We start from the raw sequence: 21,372 nt of genomic DNA, 5'->3' as shown, positions 1-21,372 counted from the left end.
AAATTGTGGTCCGTAAAATAATGGATTTACACCATATTGTTCCCGATTGTAATATGCTAAAACTTCACGTGCATCAGACGGTTTGTTTTCGTTAATTGGCGTGTTTGCATTAGCACGAATAGGTAACATCATCCAGGTTGAGAAACCTAACATAATAAATAGCACACAAAGAATTAAAGTGTTGTAAAGAACTTTTCCTTTTTCTCGAGTATATTTTAATCCAAAATAAAATAAAGCGATAAGCAGTAATGTAACAAATATTGTTCCAGAATCGAAAGGTAATCCTAAACTATTTACCATAAATACTTCGGCAGTACCAAAGAAAACCATAGTCCAAGGTAATAATAATTTGAATATAAAAAGCAAAACAGCTACCACCACAACATTGGCAATGATGAAGCTTTTTACAGTAATATTTTTATAATTTTTAAAATAATATAAGAAACCAATTGATGGAATGGTTAATAATGCCATGAAGTGAACGCCAAAAGACAATCCGACAACTAATGATATTATTAGTAGCCATTTGTTACCGCGTTCGGTGTGCATTTCTTCTTCCCAGCGCAATCCGAGCCAAAAAAGAAGTGAAATAAATAGTGTAGCCATTGCATAAACTTCGGCTTCAACCGCATTATACCAGAAACTATCAGAGAAAGTAAAAGCTAAAGCGCCTACAAAAGCACTTCCTAAAATTGCAATAGAATTGGTTTTGTTAAGTTCCGCAAATCCAGAAATTACTTTTCTTAAAATAATTGAAGTAGACCAAAACAAAAACAAAATGGTAAAAGCACTAGAAAAAACCGACATCATATTGATCATCAAGGCAATATGTTGCTTGTCTAAGGCGAACATAGCGAAAAATGCGCCAATCATTTGGTATAAAGGTGCTCCCGGCGGATGACCAACTTCTAAATTTGCGGCTGTTGCAATATATTCGCCACAATCCCAAAAACTCATGGTAGGTTCTACGGTAAGCGAATAAACGATTAGGGCGATAAAAAAAGTAAGCCAACCAAGGGCTGTATTCCATTTATTGAAATTGAAAGACATAAATTTTTGGTATAATTATTACCTTACAAAGAAACTATTTTTTTATCTAAACAAAAGGTTAAAAATAAAATTTTAATTTTTTTTGACTAAAACCTTGCAGAAAATAAATATTGTCTTAAATTTGCACTCGCAATAAGAAATTATTGCAGCTTTATTGGCCCATGGTGTAATGGTAACACAACTGTTTTTGGTGCAGTCGTTCAAGGTTCGAGTCCTTGTGGGCCAACAAAAAACCCTTCAGAAATGAAGGGTTTTTTCGTTTATAATTATTTCAGAAAATTATTTGGAGTTTACCATAAACTCTTCCGCTTTTTCGACCATATTATAGCTTCCACAGAAAAAAGGAACACGTTGGTGCAATTCTGTTGGCTGAATCTCCATTATGCGATTATAACCATCAGACGCTTTTCCGCCTGCTTGTTCTGCAATAAATGCCATAGGACTACATTCGTAAAGTAAACGCAATTTTCCTTTTGGTGCTTTCGAACTAGTTGGGTAAATGTATATTCCACCTTTTATCATATTTCTATGAAAATCGGAAACTAAACTTCCAATATATCTCGAAGTATAAGGTCGATCGCCTTCTTCCGATTGGCAATATTTAATATAATTTTTCACTCCTTGCGGAAAATGAACATAATTTCCTTCATTCATCGAATAGATATTTCCATCTTTCGAGTATTTCATGTTTGGGTGCGAAAGATAAAAAGTTCCAATAGCTGGGTTTAATGTAAATCCGTTTACGCCATCGCCAGTTGTATAAACTAACATTGTGGAAGTGCCATATATAACATATCCCGCAGCCACTTGATTGATGCCTGGTTGTAAGAAATCTTCAATAGTTACGGGTGTTCCCACTGGTGTAATTCTTCTAAAAACAGAAAAAATAGTTCCTACCGAAACATTTACATCAATATTTGAAGATCCATCAAGCGGATCCATCAAAACCACATATTTGTTATTATGGCTGTTGTCTGAACCGGCAACTGTAATAAAGTCGTCATTTTCTTCGGAAGCAATTCCGCAAACGATTTCACGATTTATCAGGGTCTGAATAAAAATCTCATTAGCATAAACATCTAATTTTTGTTGGTCTTCACCTTGAATGTTTTGTTCGCCTGCAGCACCAACAATATCTACCAATCCTGCTTTGTTTACTTTATAGTTTACCACCTTTGCGGCTAGCCTAATCGAATTGATGATTCGAGATAATTCTCCCGAAGAATACTGAAATGATTGTTGATTTTCAATAATAAACTCGCCTAATGTTTTGTTGCGTTCTTCCATCTCTAGATTAATGTAGTTGTTTATGCAAATATCGATTATAATTTTCGAAAACATTACGTAGATAGAAATAAAAATTGTGCTAAAGTTATTTTATATTTGTTGTGAATAAAATTTATTAAAATCATGAATATAAAATCAATTTTTTTAGTGCTATTCGTAGCAATTTTTGCATCGTCTAATGCAAATGCGCAAATAAATTTAGGTGAAAAAGCACTAGGAGCTTTGCAAAAAGGTTACGCGGGGTTTACTTTTAGTGATGAAGATGCAGCAAAGTTATCGAAAGAAGCGGTCGATAAAATGGATAAAGAAAATCCAGTTGCTGGGCTAAAAGACGCTTATACAATTAGATTAAACAAATTATTTGGCAAACACAAAACCGAAAACGGATTAGTGCTCAACTACAAAGTATACAAACTAAAAGATGTAAATGCTTTTGCCACTGCCGACGGAAGTGTACGCGTATTTTCAGGACTTATGGATATTATGGACGACAACGAAATTCTTGCGGTAATAGGTCACGAAATAGGTCATGTTGCCAATCATGATTCTAGAGATGCAGTAAAAGCTGCGTATAAAAAAGAAGCTTTATTAGATGCAGCTGGTTCTCAATCGGACAAGGTTGCAGCTGTAACCGAAGGTCAAATAGGAAATATTGGAAAAGCATTGATGAACAATAGTCACAGCAGACAACAAGAAACGGAGGCCGACACTTACTCGTATGATTTTATGAAACAAAACAAGTATAATGTAAATGCTGTCCAATCAGCGTTTAATATTTTAGCAAAAATGAGTGAAGGAACAGATTCTTCATTTATTACAAGAATGATGAGTTCGCATCCTGACCCAAAACAAAGAGCTGAAAATGCAAAAGCAAGAGCCGAAGCCGACGGATTATATAAGCCGTATGTAAAACAAGTAAAAGCAAAAGTTACTTCTAAGAAAAAGAAATAATATGATTATTAGAAAAGGACAAAAACAGGATATGCCAGCCGTATTGGAATTAATAAAAGAACTTGCTATTTTCGAAAAAGAACCCAATGCTGTTGTCGTTACCGAAAGTGATTTAGTTCGTGATGGTTTTAGCGATAATCCGCGTTTTTATACCTTTATTGCTGAGGTTGATGATGAAATTATAGGAATGGCATTGTATTATTACCGTTTTTCTACTTGGAAAGGCAGAACCATTCACCTAGAAGATTTAATCGTAAAAGAAAATAGTCGAGGAACAGGTGCAGGATATGCTTTATATTCTGAAATTATGAAGCAAGGCAAAAAAGACAACGTTCGCCGAATAGAATGGAATGTGCTCGATTGGAATACACCAGCCATAGATTTCTATAACAAATCGGGCGCAAAATTACTCGAAGATTGGCGCGTTGTCAATATGGACGAAGCCGGAATAAATGCTTTTTTAGCAAAAAAATAAAATATAATTTGAGCTTTACCACAAGGGTCGGGCTATTCGTTGCAATCCACGCAAAAAAGCGTGGGATTTCCACTGCTATCCCTAACGCAAAATGAAATCCTAAACAAACAATAGCTTTTAGAAGTTCAAACTAAAAATCTGAAATCTGAAATCTGAAATCTAAAATCTAAAAATGAGAATATTCAAATTTGGTGGAGCATCTGTAAAAGATGCCGATGGTATAAAAAATGTTTTCGACGTTTTACAAAAAGTAGGTTATGAAGAAGTTTTGCTCGTGGTTTCGGCAATGGGAAAAACAACAAATGCTTTAGAATTGGTAATCAAAAATTATTTCGAGAAATCGCCAGATTTAAACGCTTCTGTTCAAGAAGTAAAAAAATACCACAATCAAATTTTATTAGATTTATTTGAAGACGAAGAAAGCGAAGTTTTTCTTGATGTAAATGATCATTTTGCAGATTTAGAATATTTTTTGCGAAGTAATAAATCGCCAAATTATAACTTTGTGTATGATCAGATTGTGAGTTTCGGAGAAATTATTTCGTCTACAATCTTGAGCCATTATATGAATTTTAGAAATATTAATACAGAATGGTTAGATGTTCGTTTGTATATAAAAACAGACAATACCTATCGTGATGCTGAGGTAAATTGGGAAACTACTCAAAAAAACATCTCGAAAATCGCAAGAAAAAAATCGCTGTTTATTACCCAAGGATTTATTGGTGCCGACGAAAACGGATTTACCACAACATTAGGACGAGAAGGTTCGGATTATACTGCGGCTATTTTCGCTTATTGTCTTAACGCCGAAAGTGTAACTATTTGGAAAGATGTTCCTGGTGTGATGAATGCCGATCCTCGTTATTTCGAGAATGCAACTCTGCTTAATCAAATATCGTATCGCGAAGCCATCGAATTGGCTTTTTATGGCGCCAGTGTCATTCATCCAAAAACATTACAACCTTTACAGAAAAAAGAAATTCCACTTTATGTAAAATCGTTTATAAATCCTATGTTGGCAGGAACTTCAGTTTCTAAAGGAGAAGATTTAGTGCCTAAATTACCTTGTTTTATTGTCAAAAAAAATCAATTATTAGTATCACTTTCTTCGATAGATTTTTCATTTATCATGGAAGAAAACATCAGTGAAATCTTTAGTTTATTACACCAACACAAGATAAAAGTAAGTTTAATTCAAAACTCAGCCATTAGTTTTTCTGTTTGTTTAGAAGATAAGTTTGGTAATTTTAATGAATTAAAGAAAACATTATCTAAAAAATTTAAATTGTCATACAACGAAAATGTATCACTTTATACGATTAGACATTTCGACGAAAAAGCATTTCAAATGGTCGAAAAAAATAAAACCGTTTTGCTAAAACAAATGAGTAGAGAAACGATGCAAATTGTAACTAAAGAGTAATTTTTAGCCACAGAAAATATTTTATGGTTATAAATCATAATTAAAACTGGTTTTATTAAATAATATTCATTAAATTTAATGTGTATAATATTAAAAAACAGGTGGTTATGAAAAATCCATTTAGAATAAAATTAATTATTTTTTTACTTGTCTTTTGTCAAATTATAGTCTTTGCTCAAGATAATAGGATAAAAATTTACGAAAGTAAATCAGGAGATGGCACTTGTGCTATTGTTTTTCCTAATGATTCAGAACCATTAATCGTAATGACAGGTAAAGGAGATTGTACGATTTCTAAAACTATGGCTATGGACGATTGGCAAGAAATGTCATCTTCTACAGTAGTTACAACAAGTGTGAGAGAATCGCCGACCAGAGCAAGTGCATCAATCTCAAATGAAATCAAATCACCTCGAGATGTTGCAACAGGACAAGCATCAGGAAAAAGACAACACAAACCTTATCAATTAAGTACTTTGTCGCTAGAAGCTTTAGATCAGGATTCAGATGGTGACGGTATCGAAATTTACTCTTTTTCATGGGGAATGTCTAATAGTGGCAGTAGCAGTAGTTCAATGGCAGCAGGAAAAGCAGGATATAATGTAAAAAGCAATGTGAAAGCTAGAACAGCATCTCCTTCAAGCAGTTGTTGCTCTAACGGGGTTTGTACAGTAACAGTTTCTGTAGATAAAAAGCATACAAAAACGGGTCATGTTACTTTACTAAAATAAGCCATTGCATTTATACAGAACTCCAAAATATTAAAATAGCTTTTTTCTTTTTATTACAATATCTTTGATGTTTTGGAGTTTTTTCTATATGTCTAAAAAGCAGTTTTTTTTACTATTTAAATTTCTTGTACTTTTTTCGCTAAACTCTTTGGCTCAAGAAATCAATACGCCTTATCAGTCAAAAAAAATAACTGTTTCTCAAGATTCTATTCAAATAGACAACGTGAGTATAAACGCTAGTTTTTTTAAATTACTTGATGCCAAAGGAGAAACTATCGATACTAGTTTTTACAAAGTAAACTTCTCTAAAGGTTTATTAACATTCAAAAACAATTACATAACTTCCGATACACTAACCGTACGTTATTTAAAATTTCCAGAATATTTAACCAAAGAATATACAATATACGACAAAAGTCGAGTTGTAAATAACGATAATGGTCTGGGGAATTTATACAAAGTTTCTAACGATGGTTTTAAGAAATTTACGCCATTAGAAGGACTTACAACTACGGGAAGTATCTCACGAGGAATAACTATTGGTAACAACCAAAACACGTCGGTAAATTCGAATTTAGACCTTCAAATCACTGGAAAATTATCAGACAAAGTAAGTTTGAGAGCATCAATTCAAGATAGTAATATTCCCTTGCAAGAAGGTGGTTATTCTCAAAAATTAGACGAATTTGATCAGATTTTTATCGAACTTTTTTCGGATAAATGGAGCATTCGAGCTGGAGATTTATTCCTAGAAAACAGAAAGTCTAGATTTCTAAATTTCAATAAAAAAGTGCAAGGATTATCGGCTCAATTTGCTTTAGGAACTCCAGAAAAGAAAACTGAAGTTTATGCGTCTGGCGCCATTGTTCGCGGACAATATGCAAAAAGTAATTTTGTAGGACAAGAAGGAAATCAAGGGCCATACAAACTAAAAGGCACGAACGGAGAATTGTATGTTTTAGTAATTTCAGGTTCAGAACGTGTTTTTGTGAATGGTATTTTGCAAAAACGAGGCGAAAACAATCAATATACAATTGATTATAATGCCGGAGAAATTATTTTCACCTCTCTTTTTCCTATTACTTCCGAAATGAGAATTACGATTGAATACCAGTTTTCTGACAGGAATTATACCAGATTTGTAACTTATGTTGGCGCTAATCACGAACAAGAAAAATGGAGTTTAGGCGGTTATTTGTATTCTGAAAACGATGTAAAAAACCAATCGTTGCAACAAAATTTATCACCAGAACAAGCACAAATATTAGCAATTGCTGGAGATGATTCGAATTTAATGAATGCACAATCTGCCATACTCGATACCTATTCAGACAATAAGATTTTATACAAAAAAGTTCTTGTAGGCTTAGTTGAAACGTTTGAATATTCTACCAACTCGCTCGATGTTTTGTATAATGTGAAATTTAGTTTTGTAGGAAATAATCAAGGTAATTATATTGTTTCTAACACGATTACAAACGGAAGAGTTTTCAAATATGTTGATCCAATTGCAGGAATTCCACAAGGAAATTACGAGCCAATAATTAAATTAATTGCGCCAACAAAAATTCAAATTGCTACTATTTTAGGAAAATATAATCCTAACGAAAAAACAACAGTCGATTTTGAAGTTGGAATTAGTAACAATGATAAAAATCTTTTTTCTGGAATTGATGATAACAACAATCAAGGTTTGGCAGGAAAACTAAATTTCAAACAACGATTATTGTCTAAAAAATGGCAAGTTGATGTCTTCGGGAATTACCAACTGATTCAGAAAAATTTCAAAACTATTGAAAGATTGTTTACTATCGAATTTGATCGTGATTGGAATTTGTCTAATCCATTAGGAAACCAAAGTTTTGTTACGTCAGGATTGTTATTTTCTTTAGCAGGAAAATCTAGTTGGAAATATCAGTTCGAAAAATTAGATTTTTCAGAAAGCTTTTCAGGAAATCGACACGTAATTTCTGGCTATTATAAATATAAAAATTGGTTGTTTTCTAACGATGGAAGTTTTCTAAATAGTGATGGAAACATTTCGAATTCCAAATTTAGTAGAAACCAAACACAAACAAAATATCATTTTAATAAAAACTGGATTGGTGGAAGTTTTCGATTTGAAAATAACCAAGAAAAGGTAAAATTGACTAACGAGTTTTCTAATCTGAGTCAACGTTTTTCGGAATATGGCGCATTTATAGGACGAGGAGATTCGACCAAAGTTTTTGTCGAATTGGGTTATCTAAATCGTGTAAATGATAGTTTGCAATTGGGTTTGTTAAAACGTGTAAACACATCACAATCCTATTATTTAAAATCAAAATTAATTCAAAACGAGAAAAGTGATTTGTCTATTTTTGTAAATTACAGAAATTTAAAATTTGAAGATCCAATCCGTGGTAATGAACCGTCTTTAAACTCTAGATTGTTATATAATGATCGATTTTTTAATCAATTAATTCAATCTACAACAGCATACGAGACGACTTCGGGAACGATTCCGCAACAGGAATTTAGTTTTCTAGAAGTTGATCCAGGAAAAGGAATTTATTCCTGGAATGACTACAACGGAAACGGAATTCAGGAAATACAAGAATTTGAAATTGCGCCTTTTGCAGACCAAGCAAAATATATAAAAATATTTTTACCGAATCAGATTTTCATCAAAACTCATCAAAATAAATTTTCACAATCGCTTGTTTTCAGTCCATCACAATGGCAAAATGCAACCGGATTTAAGAAATTTTTGTCTTATTTCTATAATCAATCATCGTACTTAGTAGAAAGAAAAATAAAACGAGAAAATGATAATTTTGATCTAAATCCATTTTCTGCAAACAATCAAAATTTATTGGGACTAAATTCGAGTATTCGGAACAGTTTGTTTTACAATCGAGGCAAGCAAAAACATTCTGTAACATACACTTTTCTTTCTAATAAGTTAAAAAACTTGCAATCATCTGGCGAACAAGAAGCTAAAAACGCATCACATCAGTTACAATACGATCACTTGCTAAAAAAATTCTGGTTGCTTACTGTTACTGGGAAAACAATTAATTCAAGCAACAATTCAGAAAATTATGCCAGTCGAAATTTTGAAATAAAAGGAAATCAATTAGAACCAAGAATTGCTTATTTGTTTTCTAAAAATGCCAGTTTAGATGTTTTTTACGAAATGCAAATCAAAGAAAATAAGTTGGGAAATAATGAATTGTTGAAGCAAAACAAGTTTGGAACTTCATTCAATTTTTCTAGCGAGAAGAAACTTACAATAAATGGAGAATTTTCTTTTTTTGATAATACATTTACAGGTGATGAGTTTTCGCCAGTTGGATTTCAGATGCTCGAAGGATTACAGTCAGGAAAAAACATGACTTGGAGATTATTACTGCAAAAGAATTTGACAGAATATTTAGATATAAATATTAATTATTTAGGGAGAAAAAGTGAAACAATAAATACAATTCATACCGGAAATATTCAATTAAGAGCTTATTTTTAATTTTGGGCATGCTTTTTGTAAAAAAAATTACTAATTTTAAATAATCAAACTATAAAATTTATCAAGTTATGAAAAAAATCCTATTGTTATGTATGGTTTTTGTTTTCTCAAATAGCTTTTTTGCTCAAGAAACAGAAACTAAGGCTAAAAAAGCTAAAACTGAAAAAGTAAGTAAGGCTAAAGAGAAAGCTGATGCAAAAAAAGAAGCGCTAAAAAAAGAGAAAGCAGAAGCTAAAAAAGCTGCAACTAAAGAAAAAACTGTTGCCAAAAAAACTGAAGCTAAAGCAAAAAAGGAATCAGAAGCGACAGAAAAAAGCAAAGAAAAATCTGCAAAAGGAAAAGCTAAAGCTGCTGCAAATAAAGTTGATGCTAAAGTAAAAGATGAGTCAGATAAGACAAAAACTAAGTCTAAAAAAACTAAAGAAGTAGCTGAGGAAAAAGTTTCTAAAACTAAAAAAACGGCTGAGGAAAAATCAGTTAAACCTGCAAAAGAAGCTAAAGCAAAAACAACTGAAACTAAGGTAAAAGCAACAAAAACTGTTGCTAAAAAAGAAAGAGTTTCAACTGAAAAAGCAAATCCTAATACAACGGACAAAGTAACTGGCGAGTATAACGGAAGGAAAGTTTTTACTGGACCTCGTGGCGGAAGATATTACATCAATAAAAACGGAAATAAAACGTATATTGATGAGGATCAAGGTAATTAATCTTGCAAAATAAATCCTTAAAAAAGGGTCATGCATAGCGTGACCCTTTTTTTTAAGATAGTATCTCATAAAGTGCATAAAAAACGGAAAGTTTTGGACTACATTATGTCTTTCTCGTTGAATCTCGGTGTCTTAATTCCGTCTTAACAACAACCGTTTTATATTGGTATTCTTCCACTTTGTTTTCCAATCTTTCTATAAGTAATCTTGCGGCGATTTCTCCTATTTTTGGACCATGTTGGCTTACTGTCGATAAACTTGGGGTTAATCTTCGCGACCAAACACCATCTGCAAAACCAATAATAGATAATTCTTCAGGGATTTTTTTTAGGTTTTTTAATCCCATTTTCATCACCGTAAGAGCCGAATGTTCGTCGAGAGCAAAAACGCCATCTATGCTATGATTATTTAAAACATCTTTTGCCTTAATGTCAAAATCTTTTTGGGTTTCTGTAAGAATCACTAAATCGAAATTTATGGAAATATTATTTTTAGATAATGCCTCAAAATAACCCTTAGCTCGAAGTTTGCTAACACTCAAATTATCAATCGAAGAAAATAATGCAATATTCTTGCAGCCTGTTTGTATTAAAAAATTAGTTGCTTCAATTGCCGAATCATAATCATCAACAATTACTTTATCACATTTTACTTTTTCGGCAACTCTGTCAAACATGACAATTGGTGTTCCATTATTTATAATATCTGTAAAATGACCAAATTGATTTGCTTTTTGAGATTCTTCAGAAATAGATAGTATAAAACCATCAATAGTTCCGTTGCTCAGCATCTGTAATGTCTGAATTTCCTTCTCTAAAGATTCATTAGAAATACAGGTTATAATATGATATCCTTTTTCATCAGCTACCTTTTCAATCCCAGAAAAAACCTTTGCAAAAAATGAGTTCAAAATATTAGGGATAATAACTCCAATTGTTTTTGTAGAACGATTTTTAAGGTTTAGTGCTGTAATATTTGGCTTGTAATTATTTAGTTTAGCAAATTCTTGAATCTTTTTTTTTGTGAGATCACTAATTTCTGGACTATCATTCAAAGCCTTCGAAACTGTTGAGACAGAAACTCCGAGATTTAATGCAATTTGTTTTAAAGTCGTTTTCGATTTCATGTATGTAACATATTAAGGTAAAAATAATAAAATAATCTATAAAGCTGCATTTGTTTTTTTAATGAGCGAAAAGCATGCGCATATTTGTAAACCATTTTCCTGCTGTACGTTTCAATCCATCTCGTTGTCAAAAAACGAGATGGGATTTTCACTTCCATCAGGGCTAAAAAGCAAATCTTAAACCTTTTGTAACTCTCTGAAAAGCAATAGAAAAAGAATTTTCACTTTCCCATTTGTATTTAAAATAAATAATTGTACTTTTGCACTCCCTTTATTGGGAATGGAATGTTTAATTAAAATAATATTATGGACGCATTAAGCTACAAGACACAATCAGCAAGCAAAGCCACCGTTACAAAGGAGTGGATTGTTGTTGATGCTGATGGTCATAACTTAGGTCGTCTTGCATCAAAGGTCGCTATGATCCTTAGAGGTAAGTACAAGCCAAGTTACACACCACACGTGGACTGCGGAGATAACGTAATTGTTATCAACTCAGAAAAAATCAACCTTACAGGTAACAAAATGGACGAGAAGACTTACATCCGTCACACAGGTTATCCAGGAGGACAAAGAAGTTTGACTGCAAAGGTTTTGCAATCAAAAAACCCTGCTTTACTAGTAGAAAAAGCAGTAAAAGGAATGCTACCTAAAAATAAATTAGGAGCAGAGCTTTTTAGAAATTTAAATGTTGTTGTAGGATCAGAGCACAAACAAGGCGCTCAAAAACCTAAAACAGTTAACCTAAACGATCTTAAGTAATGGGAGCAATTCACAAAATCGGTAGAAGAAAATGTGCAGTTGCACGTGTTTATGTATCGGAAGGAACAGGAGTAATTATTGTTAACAAAAAACCGTTTGCAACTTATTTCCCAACAGCTACTTTACAATACAAAGTTTTACAACCTATGTCTATGACAGAAAATGTAACTAACTATGATGTAAAAGTAAACGTTTACGGAGGTGGTAGCACAGGACAAGCAGAAGCAGTAAGAATGGCTTTAGCTAGAGTGATGTGTGAAGTTGGAGAAGGAAACAGAGCAATCTTGAAACCAGAAGGATTACTAACGAGAGACCCGAGAATGGTTGAACGTAAAAAATTCGGTCAGAAGAAAGCTCGTAAGAGATTCCAATTCTCTAAACGTTAATATTTTTTTATTAAAAACTAAGTTATTGTTGCTCTTCCTGTCGAGGCAGGAAACTAGTTTAGCATCTAAATGGTTAAGACCTGATACACAATCGCTACTTAATCATTGCTAATACAACAGAACGTAAACTATTACAAAATGGCAAATAAAATAGAAGTTAAAGACTTACTAGAAGCAGGTGTTCACTTCGGACACATGACTAGAAAATGGGATCCAAACATGGCTCCTTACATTTATATGGAGCGTAATGGAATTCACATTATCAATCTATATAAAACTGCAGCAAAAATCGAAGAAGCTAATGAAGCTCTTAAGAAAATCGCTGCATCAGGTAGAAAAATACTTTTCGTAGCTACCAAAAAACAAGCTAAAGACATTGTAGCTGAAAAAGCTGCTGCTGCAAACATGCCGTACATCACTGAAAGATGGCCTGGTGGAATGTTAACAAACTTTGTTACAATCCGTAAAGCTGTTAAGAAGATGTCGACTATCGACCGCATGAAAAAAGACGGAACTTTTATGACTTTGTCTAAAAAAGAACGTTTACAAGTGGATCGTTTGCGTGCAAAATTAGAGAAAAACTTAGGTTCTATCTCTGATATGTCTAGATTACCTGCTGCATTATTTGTAGTAGATATCAAAGCGGAACACATCGCAATTAAAGAAGCTCAAAAATTAAACATTCCAGTTTTCGCAATGGTAGATACCAACTCTGACCCACGTCTTGTTGAGTACGTTATCCCTGCAAACGATGATGCTTCTAAATCTATCGATAAAATCTTAACATTGGTAACTGAAGCTATTATTGATGGTCTTGCAAACAGAACATCTGATAAAGAAGCTGACGCTACTACTGAAGAAGTTGCTCAAGAAGAAGTTACAGATACAAAAGCTGACGAAAAAGCAATTGTAGCTGAAGCTGCTAAAACAGAAGAGTAATTATTTAATTACGAATTACGAATTATAAATTACACCTATTTAGCGTAATTCGTAATTTGTAGTTCGTAATTTTTTTATAACTAATAAAAATAATAAATATGGCAACTATCACTGCTGCAGACGTAAATAAATTAAGAACCATCACCGGAGCTGGAATGATGGATTGTAAAAAAGCTTTAGTTGAATCAGACGGAGATTTTGATTTAGCAATCGAAAATTTACGTAAAAAAGGACAAAAAGTAGCTGCAAACCGTTCAGATAGAGAATCTACTGAAGGCGCTGCAATTGCTGTTGTAAACGCTGACAATACTGCTGGAGTTGTTATCACATTAAACTGTGAAACTGACTTCGTAGGAATGAACGAAAATTTCGTAAAAATGGCTGTTGAAATGGCAAATCTTGCTTTAAACTTCAACAACAAAGAAGAGTTTTTAGCTTCTGATTTTAATGGTATTACTATTGCTGATAAACTTATCGAGCAAACAGGAGTTATCGGAGAAAAATTAGAAATTAGAACTTTCGAAAAATTAGAAGGTGCTTTTGTTGGGTCTTACATTCACTCAGGAAACAAAATTGCTACTTTAACAGCATTTTCTGCAAAAACAGAGGGTATTGAAGAAGCTTCTAGAAACGTTGCGATGCAAGCTGCTGCTATGAACCCAATCGCGCTAAACGAAGAAGGTGTAGATGCAGATACAATTGCTAAAGAAATAGAAATTGCTAAAGACATACTTCGTCAAGAAGGAAAGCCAGAAGCTATGATCGAAAATATTGCAAAAGGTAAATTAGGGCGTTTCTTTAAAGACAACACACTAGTAAACCAAGATTATATTAAAGATAGCTCTATGAGCGTTGCTAATTATGTTAAATCTGTTGATGCTAACTTAATTGTAACAGGTTTCAAAAGAGCTGCTTTAGGATAGTTTATTGTAAAATTAAATAATAAAAATCCCATTTCATTTAGTTGAAATGGGATTTTTGCATTAATTAACTTCTGTTCAATTACTGAAAACAATAAAATTCATAACTTTGGGAAAACACCTATCTATGTTTAAAACCAGAAGAGAACTTATTTTTGTAATTCTAGCAGGAATATTTATTACCAATGCTGTTGTCGCAGAACTTATAGGCGGAAAATTAATTCAGATTGGTCCATTTGTCATGAGTATTGGTATACTGCCTTGGCCAATAGTATTTCTTACTACGGATTTAATTAATGAGTATTTTGGAGAAAAAGGTGTAAGAAAACTATCTTTTATAACTGCGTGCTTAATTGCTTATGCTTTTATCATCTTACTATTTGCAATAAATATTCCTGCTGCAAAAGGAATAAGTCCTGTAAATGACATTCAGTTTCGAGCCGTTTTCGGTCAAAGTATGTGGATAATTGTAGGTAGTATTGTTGCTTTTTTAGTTTCACAACTAATTGATGTGACTGTTTTTTGGTTTTTTAAAAATAGAACTGGAGACAGCAAAATTTGGCTCAGAACAACAGGCTCTACAATAATTTCTCAATTCTTCGATTCCTTTATTGTCTTAGGAATTGCATTTTGGCTTCCAGGTAAGATGAATACTCAAATTTTTATCTCCTCAGCGCTAACTGGATACACATTCAAACTAATTATTGCAATTGCATTAACTCCCTTAATTTATTTAGGGCATGCAATAATTAAGAAAAATATTGCAAAAGATTTATAAATAATAAAAAGCGTTTTTGAATAACGAGAATATCTTTATATTTGCAATGCAAAAAAACAACACAAACAGAAATGAAATACAAAAGAATTCTTCTCAAACTAAGTGGTGAAGCATTAATGGGTGATCGGCAATACGGAATAGATCCAAAACGCTTAGCTGAATATGCTGAAGAAATAAAACAAATTCACGAACTAGGTGTAGAAATTGCCATTGTAATTGGAGGTGGAAACATTTTTAGAGGAGTTGCTGGTGCTAGTAATGGTATGGATCGTGTGCAAGGTGATTATATGGGAATGCTAGCTACAGTTATAAATGGCATGGCATTACAAGGAGCGCTTGAAGAAAAAGGAATGCTTACTCGTTTGCAAACAGCTTTAAAAATTGAAGCCATCGCAGAACCTTATATTAAAAGAAGAGCTGTAAGGCATTTAGAAAAAAACAGAATTGTTATTTTTGGTGCAGGAACAGGAAATCCTTATTTTACAACCGATACAGCAGCCGTTTTAAGAGGTGTAGAAATTAATGCTGATGTTATTTTGAAAGGAACACGTGTTGATGGAATATATAACGAAGATCCAGAAAAAAACAAAGATGCTGTAAAATTTGATTATATTTCGTTTGAAGATGTACTCAAAAAAGGGCTGAATGTAATGGATACAACCGCATTCACATTAAGTCAAGAAAATAAATTGCCTATTATTGTTTTTGATATGAATAAAGAAGGAAATTTACTTAAAATTTGCAAAGGAGAGAACATAGGAACAGTAGTAAATATATAATAGAAACAGTTCGATTGTTAGAATATTTGATTTCTCGAAAAATCTAACAATCAAATAATCAAAAAATCTAAAAAAAAATGACTGAAGAAATTGATTTTATTCTTGATAGCACAAAAGAATCTATGGAAGGTTCTATTGCTCATTTAGAAAAAGAATTTTTAAATATCCGTGCAGGAAAAGCTTCTCCAGCTATGCTTGGAGGCGTTTTTGTGGACTACTATGGTTCACAAACTCCATTAGCACAAATAGCAAAAATAAGTGTGCCTGATGCTAGAACTTTAACCTTGCAGCCTTTCGAAAAAAATATGTTGCAAGCAATTGAGAAAGCAATTATGATAGCTAATATTGGTTTTAATCCAATGAATAATGGCGATATGATTATCATAAGTGTTCCGCCACTTACTGAAGAAAGACGTAGAGATCTTGCAAAACAAGCTAAAACTGAGTCAGAAGATGCTAAAATTGGTGTGAGAAATGTTCGTAAAGAAGCTAATTCAGATATTAAAAAACTAGAAAAAGAAGGAACATCAGAAGATATTTGCAAAACCGCTGAAGAAAGTGTTCAGAAGCTAACGGATACTTATATTAGAAAAATAGACGAACTACTAGTGGTTAAAGAAGCTGAGATAATGAAGGTTTAGTTGTTTTAGTTAAATAAAACCTAAAAATCTGCCTTGTTGCTAAACTTGGCAGATTTTTTTATATTTTAAAAATTAACACATTTGTATCATTTTTTTTGATATGTTTGTTTGCCAAAAATCTATGTTTAATTTAAAATTTGCCTACATGAACATTAAAAAAATAGTTCTTAATACATTTTTTTTACTTTTTTTATTCCAAAATACTTTATTTTCACAAGATACAGGAGTATTTGCTGGAATTGAAATAGGTAGTAAAGGAATAAAAATGTCTGTTTTAGAAGTTACCAATATTAAAAGAGGAGATTATATTATTAAATCATATTGGTCTGAAAATGTCGGTATTGCAAGAGGGATATCTATAGACGGTAATTTAGCTGCAGAAGATATAGATAAAGCAGCCGCAGTAGTCTTGTCTAATTATTTAAAAATAAAAAACGAATATAAGGTAACTGATGATAATATTTTTATAGTTGGTTCTTCAGGAGTTGCTATGGCAAAAAACACGCAAGAACTAATTGATAAAGTGAAGCTAACAACAAAAAAAAATCTAGATTTTATTGATCCTCAAACAGAAGGTAAAATGCTGCTAAAAGGATGTGTGCCACCTTCAGATTATGATGAATCTATGATTTTAGATATAGGAGGAGGAAACACTAAAGGTGGATATATAGATGTAAAAAACAATGATACTTTTGTGTTTTTTCCATTAAGTGTTAGTTACGGAACAATAACGCTAACAGAAGCTGTAATAAAAAAGACAAGAAAAGATGATATTTCAGAGTATAACGAAAAATCATTCGGGTTTCTTTCCACACTAAGAGATCAAATAAACGCCATGTATGGCACAAGTCCAGTTGCTTTAGAAAAACAAAAAGTATTTATGTCTGGAGGGGCAGTTTGGGCTTTTTATACGCTTTATAATGGCGTGGCAAAAGAAACTTTTAATCAATTCAAGTTAGAAGATGTACTTAATTATGACGCTATTTTAAAAAATAATTTTAAAAAATTTGAAGAAATAGCTAAAACTGATAAAGATGCTGAACGTGTTCTGAAAACATATTCTCAAAAATATTTAATCTCTGGAAGCAATATTCTTTTAGTTTGTCTTGAAGCAATTCCAGATATAAATGATAAAAAATTATATTTTGCTAAAGAAGGTCAAATTGCATGGTTAGTATCTTATATAGCAGATAGATCTAAAAAAATTAAAAAAGTTTATTAATATTTTTATTTAATTAAAAAAACTAAAACATATCAATATTGATATTCCCCAATATATCATATTGATCTAAAAATTAAATAAAATGAAGAATTATTTAAATGCCTACTTTGATAATTTTAGAGGGTTTTCAAAAGAAATATGGGTTTTAACCCTAGTCACATACATAAACCGTTCAGGAGCAATGGTCATGTTATTCTTGCCTAAATATTTGAACGACAGTTTGTTTTTTAGCCTTGGAGAAATAGGATGGATGTTAGGGTTTATTGGATTAGGAGCCATATTTGGAAACTGGTTAGGAGGTAAACTTACTGACAAAATGGGATTTTATACTGTTATGTTATCCAGTCTCTTTCTAACAGGTTTTGGAATCATCTTATTAATGTTTTTGTATGATTTTGCAGAAATATGCATTGGCTTATTTTTAGTAACAGCAGTTGCAGATACGTATAAACCTGCAATGTATGTGGCTGTGTCTAATTTTACTACAAAAAAAAATAGAACTAGAGCACTAACCTTAGTTAGATTAGCTGTAAATCTTGGAATCGTTTCAGGGCCGCTAATTGCTGGATTGGTTATAAAAAAAGATAATTACGACATGCTCTTTTGGATAGATGGTGTCACTTGTATCTTTGCAATTACAATATTCATGCTATTAGTAGATGAAAGCAAAGTTTATAAAGCTAGAAAAATAATTCAAAGAAAGGAAGAGTCTCTCAAAAAAGTTAAGGAAAGTGTATTACATGATAAGAATTTTATACTTTTCTTATTCGCTAGTTTTATAACAGCTTTTTTATTTTTCCAATTATTTTCAACAATACCATTATATAATTCGAAAATGTTAAAGCTTAATGAGTTTCAAATCGGGTTACTAATAGCGTTAAATGGGTTGTTGATATTCCTTTTTGAAATGCCACTAATAGGTTTTCTTGAGAAAAATAATTACAAAGCAACAAAGATTATATTATTAGGATCTATGTTTATGACTTTAGGTTTCTTTTGTTTACTTTTTTCTGGATTTATTCCAATATTAGTTGTTAGTATATTTTTTATTACTGTGGGACAAATATTGTTATTTTCATTTTCTAACACCTTTGCTTTTACAAGAGCAGTTAGTGGACAAGAAGGAAAATATTTAGCGTTATATGCAATGAGTTTTAGTTTGGCTCAAATAGTAAGTCCAAAAATTGGTTATACTATTATTGAAAGTTTTAGCTATTTTTCAAATTGGTTGTCAATGGGAGTTATCGGATTAGTTGGTATATTTATATATTACCAATTAGATAAAAATATAAATTTTGAAACCATATCAAAAGAATTAGAAAAATAATTAAAAAAAATTTAAACACAAAAACAACAGATTAAATCATGTCAAAAAATAATAACCAAGGAATTAACAATAGTTTAAAAATTGTAATTGTTATGTTAGCATTTACAATGCTTGGAGGAATTTTCTTTCTTTATAAATCAGGAGATAGATCAAAAAGCACGATTGTTTCACTAAGAGAAGAAAAATCAAACGTTTTGAAAGATTTAGAGCAATCTCAATTATTCCTTAATCAGGTAATGACTTCTAATAAATCATTGTCAAGCAAATTAGTCGAAGAGCAAAATAAAGTAAAACAATTAATTCTTGATCTGAAGTCAAAAGATGTAAATGAAAAAACGATTGCAGAGTATAAGCAAACTGTAAGTAATGTAGACAATAGGATTAAGTTACTTCTAAATGAAATAAATTCATATAAAAAACAAATTGACAGTACTAATGTTGTTTTAAGTAAAACAAACGTTGTCCTAAAAAACGAAAAAACAAAAAATGATACACTAACAGTTTCTAACAAAAAATTAGCAAAGAAAATTACTGAAGCATCAAAACTTTATTTTTATAATTTGCAAACAGCTTCATATAAAACTAAAAGCTCTGGGAATCAAACTCAAACAGATAAAGCTAGTAAAATAGATCTCCTAAAAATTAGTTTTATGATTGCTGAAAACGATTTGGTTAAAGCGACAGACAAAGATTTTTATGTTCAAATTATTGACACTAAAAATAACGTTATAGGAAGTAAAGGAACTCAAATATTTGGTAACGAAACGCTAACTTTCAGTACTTCTATGAAGCTTAAATACGAAAATAAAACCATAAAAATTGAAGGAGAAATTCCAGTAACTAATCTTGAGAAAGGATCTTATTTTGTTAATGTTTTTGACAATTCAAAATTAGTTCTAAAATCTACATTTAATTTATTGTAGTGTTTTTAGCAAAATCATAAAACTTATAACTAATCCGTTTTGCACGGATTTTTTATTTAATAAAACTATATTTGTATAGATTACAAAAAACAGATTGAAACTTAATGGTTTTAAAAAAACTACTTTCTATTATACCTTTCTTTCTTGTGCTATTTGCAAATTTTGAAGCAATCGCACAAGAAAAGTTAACGTCTGTCGATAGCCTCGTCAAAAAAGTTGTGTTATACAAGTCTGTAAACAATCCTAGTAATTACGAATTCACAAGCTATAATAAGCTTATTATAACTGCTAATCCAGACTTAATTGAAGGAAGAATAGATTCGATATTTGTAATAAAAAAAGGTAAAAGAAAATTTATAGAAATTGATTCTTCCGATTATTTTTTTAAGAAAGTAATCTCAAAACAACATTTGTATCAAACAGAAAAAATATCGAAATTTCAAATTAGAAAAAACCATCGAAAAGAAAGAATTCTTGCTACAAAAATGGCTGGTTTCAAAGAACCTATTTTTGAATATTTTTCACTTCAATTACAGCCATTTTCGGTTTATGCCAATAAATATTCATTAGTAGAAAAAGAATATACAAGCCCAATTTCCCTTAAAGGTTTAAGAAAATATAAATACTCTTTTTTAGAAAATACTATTTTAGAAAACAGAAAGATTTATAGAATTTCATTTCAGCCCAAACAGAAATCTAAAACCGACCAACTAGAAGGTGTTTTGTTTATTGATGCTGAAAAATTTAGTATTTCAAAAATTGAATTGAAAGTTTCGGGATTGTTAGTAATCAAATCTAATCATGAGTTTGAGTTTAATAAAGAATTAGAAAATTGGTTTCCTGTAAAAACTAATCTTTCTATAAAAAAAGGAAATAGTAAAGCTCCTATAAAAATACTGGGGGAAACAATTACTTTTGAAGGGAATGATCCAAAACTAAACCCAGAAGGCAAAAAATTTGCGTCAGATTTTGTGGAAATAATTTCTAATACAACCTATTTTGAGCCAGTATTTAATCAAACACTAAAAATTAAACGTCCAGATATTGCTATAGTAATTAATGAACATGCTATCGCAAAAAAAGAGTCACTTTGGTACAATTATTTTAATGATTCGACCGATGTGAGAAGTAGCACAACCTATTTTTCATTAGATAGTTTGATTCAAAAAAGAAGGTATGAAAACAAAATTAAAATTGGCAGAAAAGTATTAAAAGGATATTATCCAGTCGGTTTTTTTGATGTTGATTTGCGTTACCTATTCAGTTACAATAACTACGAAGGATTTCGTTTGGGTCTGGGCGGGATTACAAACGAGAAATTATCTAAAAATTATAAACTCGAAGGTTATTACGTTTATGGTACAAAAGATGGTTTTTTTAAAGGTTATGTTTCAAATGCTTTTCGAATAGCAAATCGTTCAGAAACTTGGCTTGGTT

Annotated in this window: 20 protein-coding genes and 1 tRNA gene; 18 read left to right on the top strand and 3 right to left on the bottom strand. The window is 31.5% G+C overall.

Annotation, left to right across the window (positions count from 1 at the left end):
* Nucleotides 1-1,050 (bottom strand): DUF2723 domain-containing protein (locus ACHZC3_RS11260; protein WP_394759949.1); only part of this gene is annotated, 1,050 nt, incomplete at its 3' end.
* Nucleotides 1,051-1,205: 155 nt separating this feature from the next.
* Between ACHZC3_RS11260 and ACHZC3_RS11255 the strand changes: the two genes are divergently transcribed.
* Nucleotides 1,206-1,276: transfer RNA gene (locus ACHZC3_RS11255), tRNA-Gln, on the top strand.
* 53 nt (nt 1,277-1,329) lie between these two features.
* On the opposite strand, the gene fbp is transcribed toward ACHZC3_RS11255, so the two are convergent.
* Entirely contained in the window at nt 1,330-2,337 is a 1,008-nt protein-coding gene (gene fbp, locus ACHZC3_RS11250; RefSeq protein WP_394759948.1) for a class 1 fructose-bisphosphatase, read from the bottom strand.
* A gap of 123 nt (nt 2,338-2,460) precedes the next feature.
* On the opposite strand from fbp, the gene ACHZC3_RS11245 reads away from it, so the two are divergent.
* From ACHZC3_RS11245 to ACHZC3_RS11220, 6 genes are all read left to right on the top strand, one after another.
* The gene (locus ACHZC3_RS11245; protein WP_394759947.1) at nt 2,461-3,288 is read left to right on the top strand and encodes a M48 family metalloprotease; all 828 of its coding nucleotides are present in this window, start codon (nt 2,461-2,463) and stop codon (nt 3,286-3,288) included.
* Nucleotide 3,289: 1 nt separating this feature from the next.
* On the top strand, nt 3,290-3,763 hold the full coding sequence (locus ACHZC3_RS11240) for a GNAT family N-acetyltransferase (protein WP_394759946.1): 474 nt from the start codon (nt 3,290-3,292) through the stop codon (nt 3,761-3,763).
* A 172-nt stretch (nt 3,764-3,935) separates the two neighbouring features.
* A complete protein-coding gene (locus ACHZC3_RS11235; RefSeq protein WP_394759945.1) occupies nt 3,936-5,189 on the top strand; it encodes an aspartate kinase in 1,254 nt (417 codons plus the stop codon).
* Nucleotides 5,190-5,296: 107 nt separating this feature from the next.
* Nucleotides 5,297-5,920: a hypothetical protein gene (locus tag ACHZC3_RS11230; protein ID WP_394759944.1), complete on the top strand. Its 624-nt coding sequence runs from the start codon at nt 5,297-5,299 to the stop codon at nt 5,918-5,920.
* An 88-nt stretch (nt 5,921-6,008) separates the two neighbouring features.
* Complete coding sequence (locus tag ACHZC3_RS11225; protein WP_394759951.1) at nt 6,009-9,425, top strand: hypothetical protein; 3,417 nt, start codon at nt 6,009-6,011, stop codon at nt 9,423-9,425.
* Between the two features lie 68 nt (nt 9,426-9,493).
* A complete protein-coding gene (locus tag ACHZC3_RS11220; RefSeq protein ID WP_394759943.1) occupies nt 9,494-10,132 on the top strand; it encodes a hypothetical protein in 639 nt (212 codons plus the stop codon).
* Nucleotides 10,133-10,235: 103 nt separating this feature from the next.
* Here ACHZC3_RS11220 and ACHZC3_RS11215 read toward each other — a convergent pair whose 3' ends face one another.
* Nucleotides 10,236-11,258: a LacI family DNA-binding transcriptional regulator gene (locus ACHZC3_RS11215; protein WP_394759942.1), complete on the bottom strand. Its 1,023-nt coding sequence runs from the start codon at nt 11,256-11,258 to the stop codon at nt 10,236-10,238.
* Between the two features lie 306 nt (nt 11,259-11,564).
* Between ACHZC3_RS11215 and rplM the strand changes: the two genes are divergently transcribed.
* The 11 genes from rplM to ACHZC3_RS11160 form a co-directional block, all read left to right on the top strand.
* Nucleotides 11,565-12,020 (top strand): 50S ribosomal protein L13, encoded by a 456-nt coding sequence (gene rplM / locus ACHZC3_RS11210; RefSeq protein WP_091476558.1) that lies wholly within the window; start codon nt 11,565-11,567, stop codon nt 12,018-12,020.
* Entirely contained in the window at nt 12,020-12,406 is a 387-nt protein-coding gene (gene rpsI, locus ACHZC3_RS11205) for a 30S ribosomal protein S9 (protein ID WP_394759941.1), read from the top strand. The genes rplM and rpsI overlap by 1 nt, the downstream gene beginning before the upstream one ends.
* A 138-nt stretch (nt 12,407-12,544) precedes the next feature.
* Nucleotides 12,545-13,345 carry a 30S ribosomal protein S2 gene (rpsB, locus tag ACHZC3_RS11200; RefSeq protein ID WP_394759940.1) on the top strand — a complete coding sequence of 267 codons (801 nt, stop codon included), beginning with the start codon at nt 12,545-12,547 and terminating at the stop codon, nt 13,343-13,345.
* Between the two features lie 98 nt (nt 13,346-13,443).
* Nucleotides 13,444-14,268, top strand: a complete 825-nt coding sequence (gene tsf, locus ACHZC3_RS11195; RefSeq protein ID WP_394759939.1) for a translation elongation factor Ts — start codon at nt 13,444-13,446, stop codon at nt 14,266-14,268.
* Nucleotides 14,269-14,392: 124 nt separating this feature from the next.
* Entirely contained in the window at nt 14,393-15,043 is a 651-nt protein-coding gene (locus ACHZC3_RS11190; RefSeq protein WP_394759950.1) for a queuosine precursor transporter, read from the top strand.
* Between the two features lie 71 nt (nt 15,044-15,114).
* On the top strand, nt 15,115-15,822 hold the full coding sequence (gene pyrH, locus ACHZC3_RS11185; protein WP_394759938.1) for a UMP kinase: 708 nt from the start codon (nt 15,115-15,117) through the stop codon (nt 15,820-15,822).
* A gap of 77 nt (nt 15,823-15,899) precedes the next feature.
* Nucleotides 15,900-16,463, top strand: coding sequence for a ribosome recycling factor (gene frr, locus ACHZC3_RS11180; RefSeq protein WP_394759937.1), 564 nt, complete (start codon nt 15,900-15,902; stop codon nt 16,461-16,463).
* 145 nt (nt 16,464-16,608) lie between these two features.
* On the top strand, nt 16,609-17,685 hold the full coding sequence (locus ACHZC3_RS11175; RefSeq protein WP_394759936.1) for an exopolyphosphatase: 1,077 nt from the start codon (nt 16,609-16,611) through the stop codon (nt 17,683-17,685).
* Between the two features lie 82 nt (nt 17,686-17,767).
* Entirely contained in the window at nt 17,768-19,012 is a 1,245-nt protein-coding gene (locus tag ACHZC3_RS11170) for an MDR family MFS transporter (RefSeq protein ID WP_394759935.1), read from the top strand.
* A 38-nt stretch (nt 19,013-19,050) separates the two neighbouring features.
* Nucleotides 19,051-19,935 carry a hypothetical protein gene (locus tag ACHZC3_RS11165; protein ID WP_394759934.1) on the top strand — a complete coding sequence of 295 codons (885 nt, stop codon included), beginning with the start codon at nt 19,051-19,053 and terminating at the stop codon, nt 19,933-19,935.
* A gap of 104 nt (nt 19,936-20,039) precedes the next feature.
* A partial coding sequence (locus ACHZC3_RS11160) for a DUF5686 family protein (RefSeq protein ID WP_394759933.1) occupies nt 20,040-21,372 on the top strand: 1,333 nt, incomplete at its 3' end.

The sequence above is a fragment of the Flavobacterium sp. genome, assembly GCF_043720215.1.
Classification (GTDB): Bacteria; Bacteroidota; Bacteroidia; order Flavobacteriales; family Flavobacteriaceae; genus Flavobacterium.
This window is presented reverse-complemented; position numbering and strand designations above follow the sequence as displayed.

Excerpts from the sequence above, each read along its gene's own strand:
- fbp (WP_394759948.1), bottom strand. The coding sequence starts at position 2,337 with ATGGAAGAACGCAACAAAACATTAGGCGAGTTTATTATTGAAAATCAA.
- ACHZC3_RS11245 (WP_394759947.1), top strand. The coding sequence starts at position 2,461 with ATGAATATAAAATCAATTTTTTTAGTGCTATTCGTAGCAATTTTTGCA.
- ACHZC3_RS11240 (WP_394759946.1), top strand. The coding sequence starts at position 3,290 with ATGATTATTAGAAAAGGACAAAAACAGGATATGCCAGCCGTATTGGAA.
- ACHZC3_RS11235 (WP_394759945.1), top strand. The coding sequence starts at position 3,936 with ATGAGAATATTCAAATTTGGTGGAGCATCTGTAAAAGATGCCGATGGT.
- ACHZC3_RS11230 (WP_394759944.1), top strand. The coding sequence starts at position 5,297 with ATGAAAAATCCATTTAGAATAAAATTAATTATTTTTTTACTTGTCTTT.
- ACHZC3_RS11225 (WP_394759951.1), top strand. The coding sequence starts at position 6,009 with ATGTCTAAAAAGCAGTTTTTTTTACTATTTAAATTTCTTGTACTTTTT.
- ACHZC3_RS11220 (WP_394759943.1), top strand. The coding sequence starts at position 9,494 with ATGAAAAAAATCCTATTGTTATGTATGGTTTTTGTTTTCTCAAATAGC.
- ACHZC3_RS11215 (WP_394759942.1), bottom strand. The coding sequence starts at position 11,258 with ATGAAATCGAAAACGACTTTAAAACAAATTGCATTAAATCTCGGAGTT.
- rplM (WP_091476558.1), top strand. The coding sequence starts at position 11,565 with ATGGACGCATTAAGCTACAAGACACAATCAGCAAGCAAAGCCACCGTT.
- rpsI (WP_394759941.1), top strand. The coding sequence starts at position 12,020 with ATGGGAGCAATTCACAAAATCGGTAGAAGAAAATGTGCAGTTGCACGT.
- rpsB (WP_394759940.1), top strand. The coding sequence starts at position 12,545 with ATGGCAAATAAAATAGAAGTTAAAGACTTACTAGAAGCAGGTGTTCAC.
- tsf (WP_394759939.1), top strand. The coding sequence starts at position 13,444 with ATGGCAACTATCACTGCTGCAGACGTAAATAAATTAAGAACCATCACC.
- ACHZC3_RS11190 (WP_394759950.1), top strand. The coding sequence starts at position 14,393 with ATGTTTAAAACCAGAAGAGAACTTATTTTTGTAATTCTAGCAGGAATA.
- pyrH (WP_394759938.1), top strand. The coding sequence starts at position 15,115 with ATGAAATACAAAAGAATTCTTCTCAAACTAAGTGGTGAAGCATTAATG.
- frr (WP_394759937.1), top strand. The coding sequence starts at position 15,900 with ATGACTGAAGAAATTGATTTTATTCTTGATAGCACAAAAGAATCTATG.
- ACHZC3_RS11175 (WP_394759936.1), top strand. The coding sequence starts at position 16,609 with ATGAACATTAAAAAAATAGTTCTTAATACATTTTTTTTACTTTTTTTA.
- ACHZC3_RS11170 (WP_394759935.1), top strand. The coding sequence starts at position 17,768 with ATGAAGAATTATTTAAATGCCTACTTTGATAATTTTAGAGGGTTTTCA.
- ACHZC3_RS11165 (WP_394759934.1), top strand. The coding sequence starts at position 19,051 with ATGTCAAAAAATAATAACCAAGGAATTAACAATAGTTTAAAAATTGTA.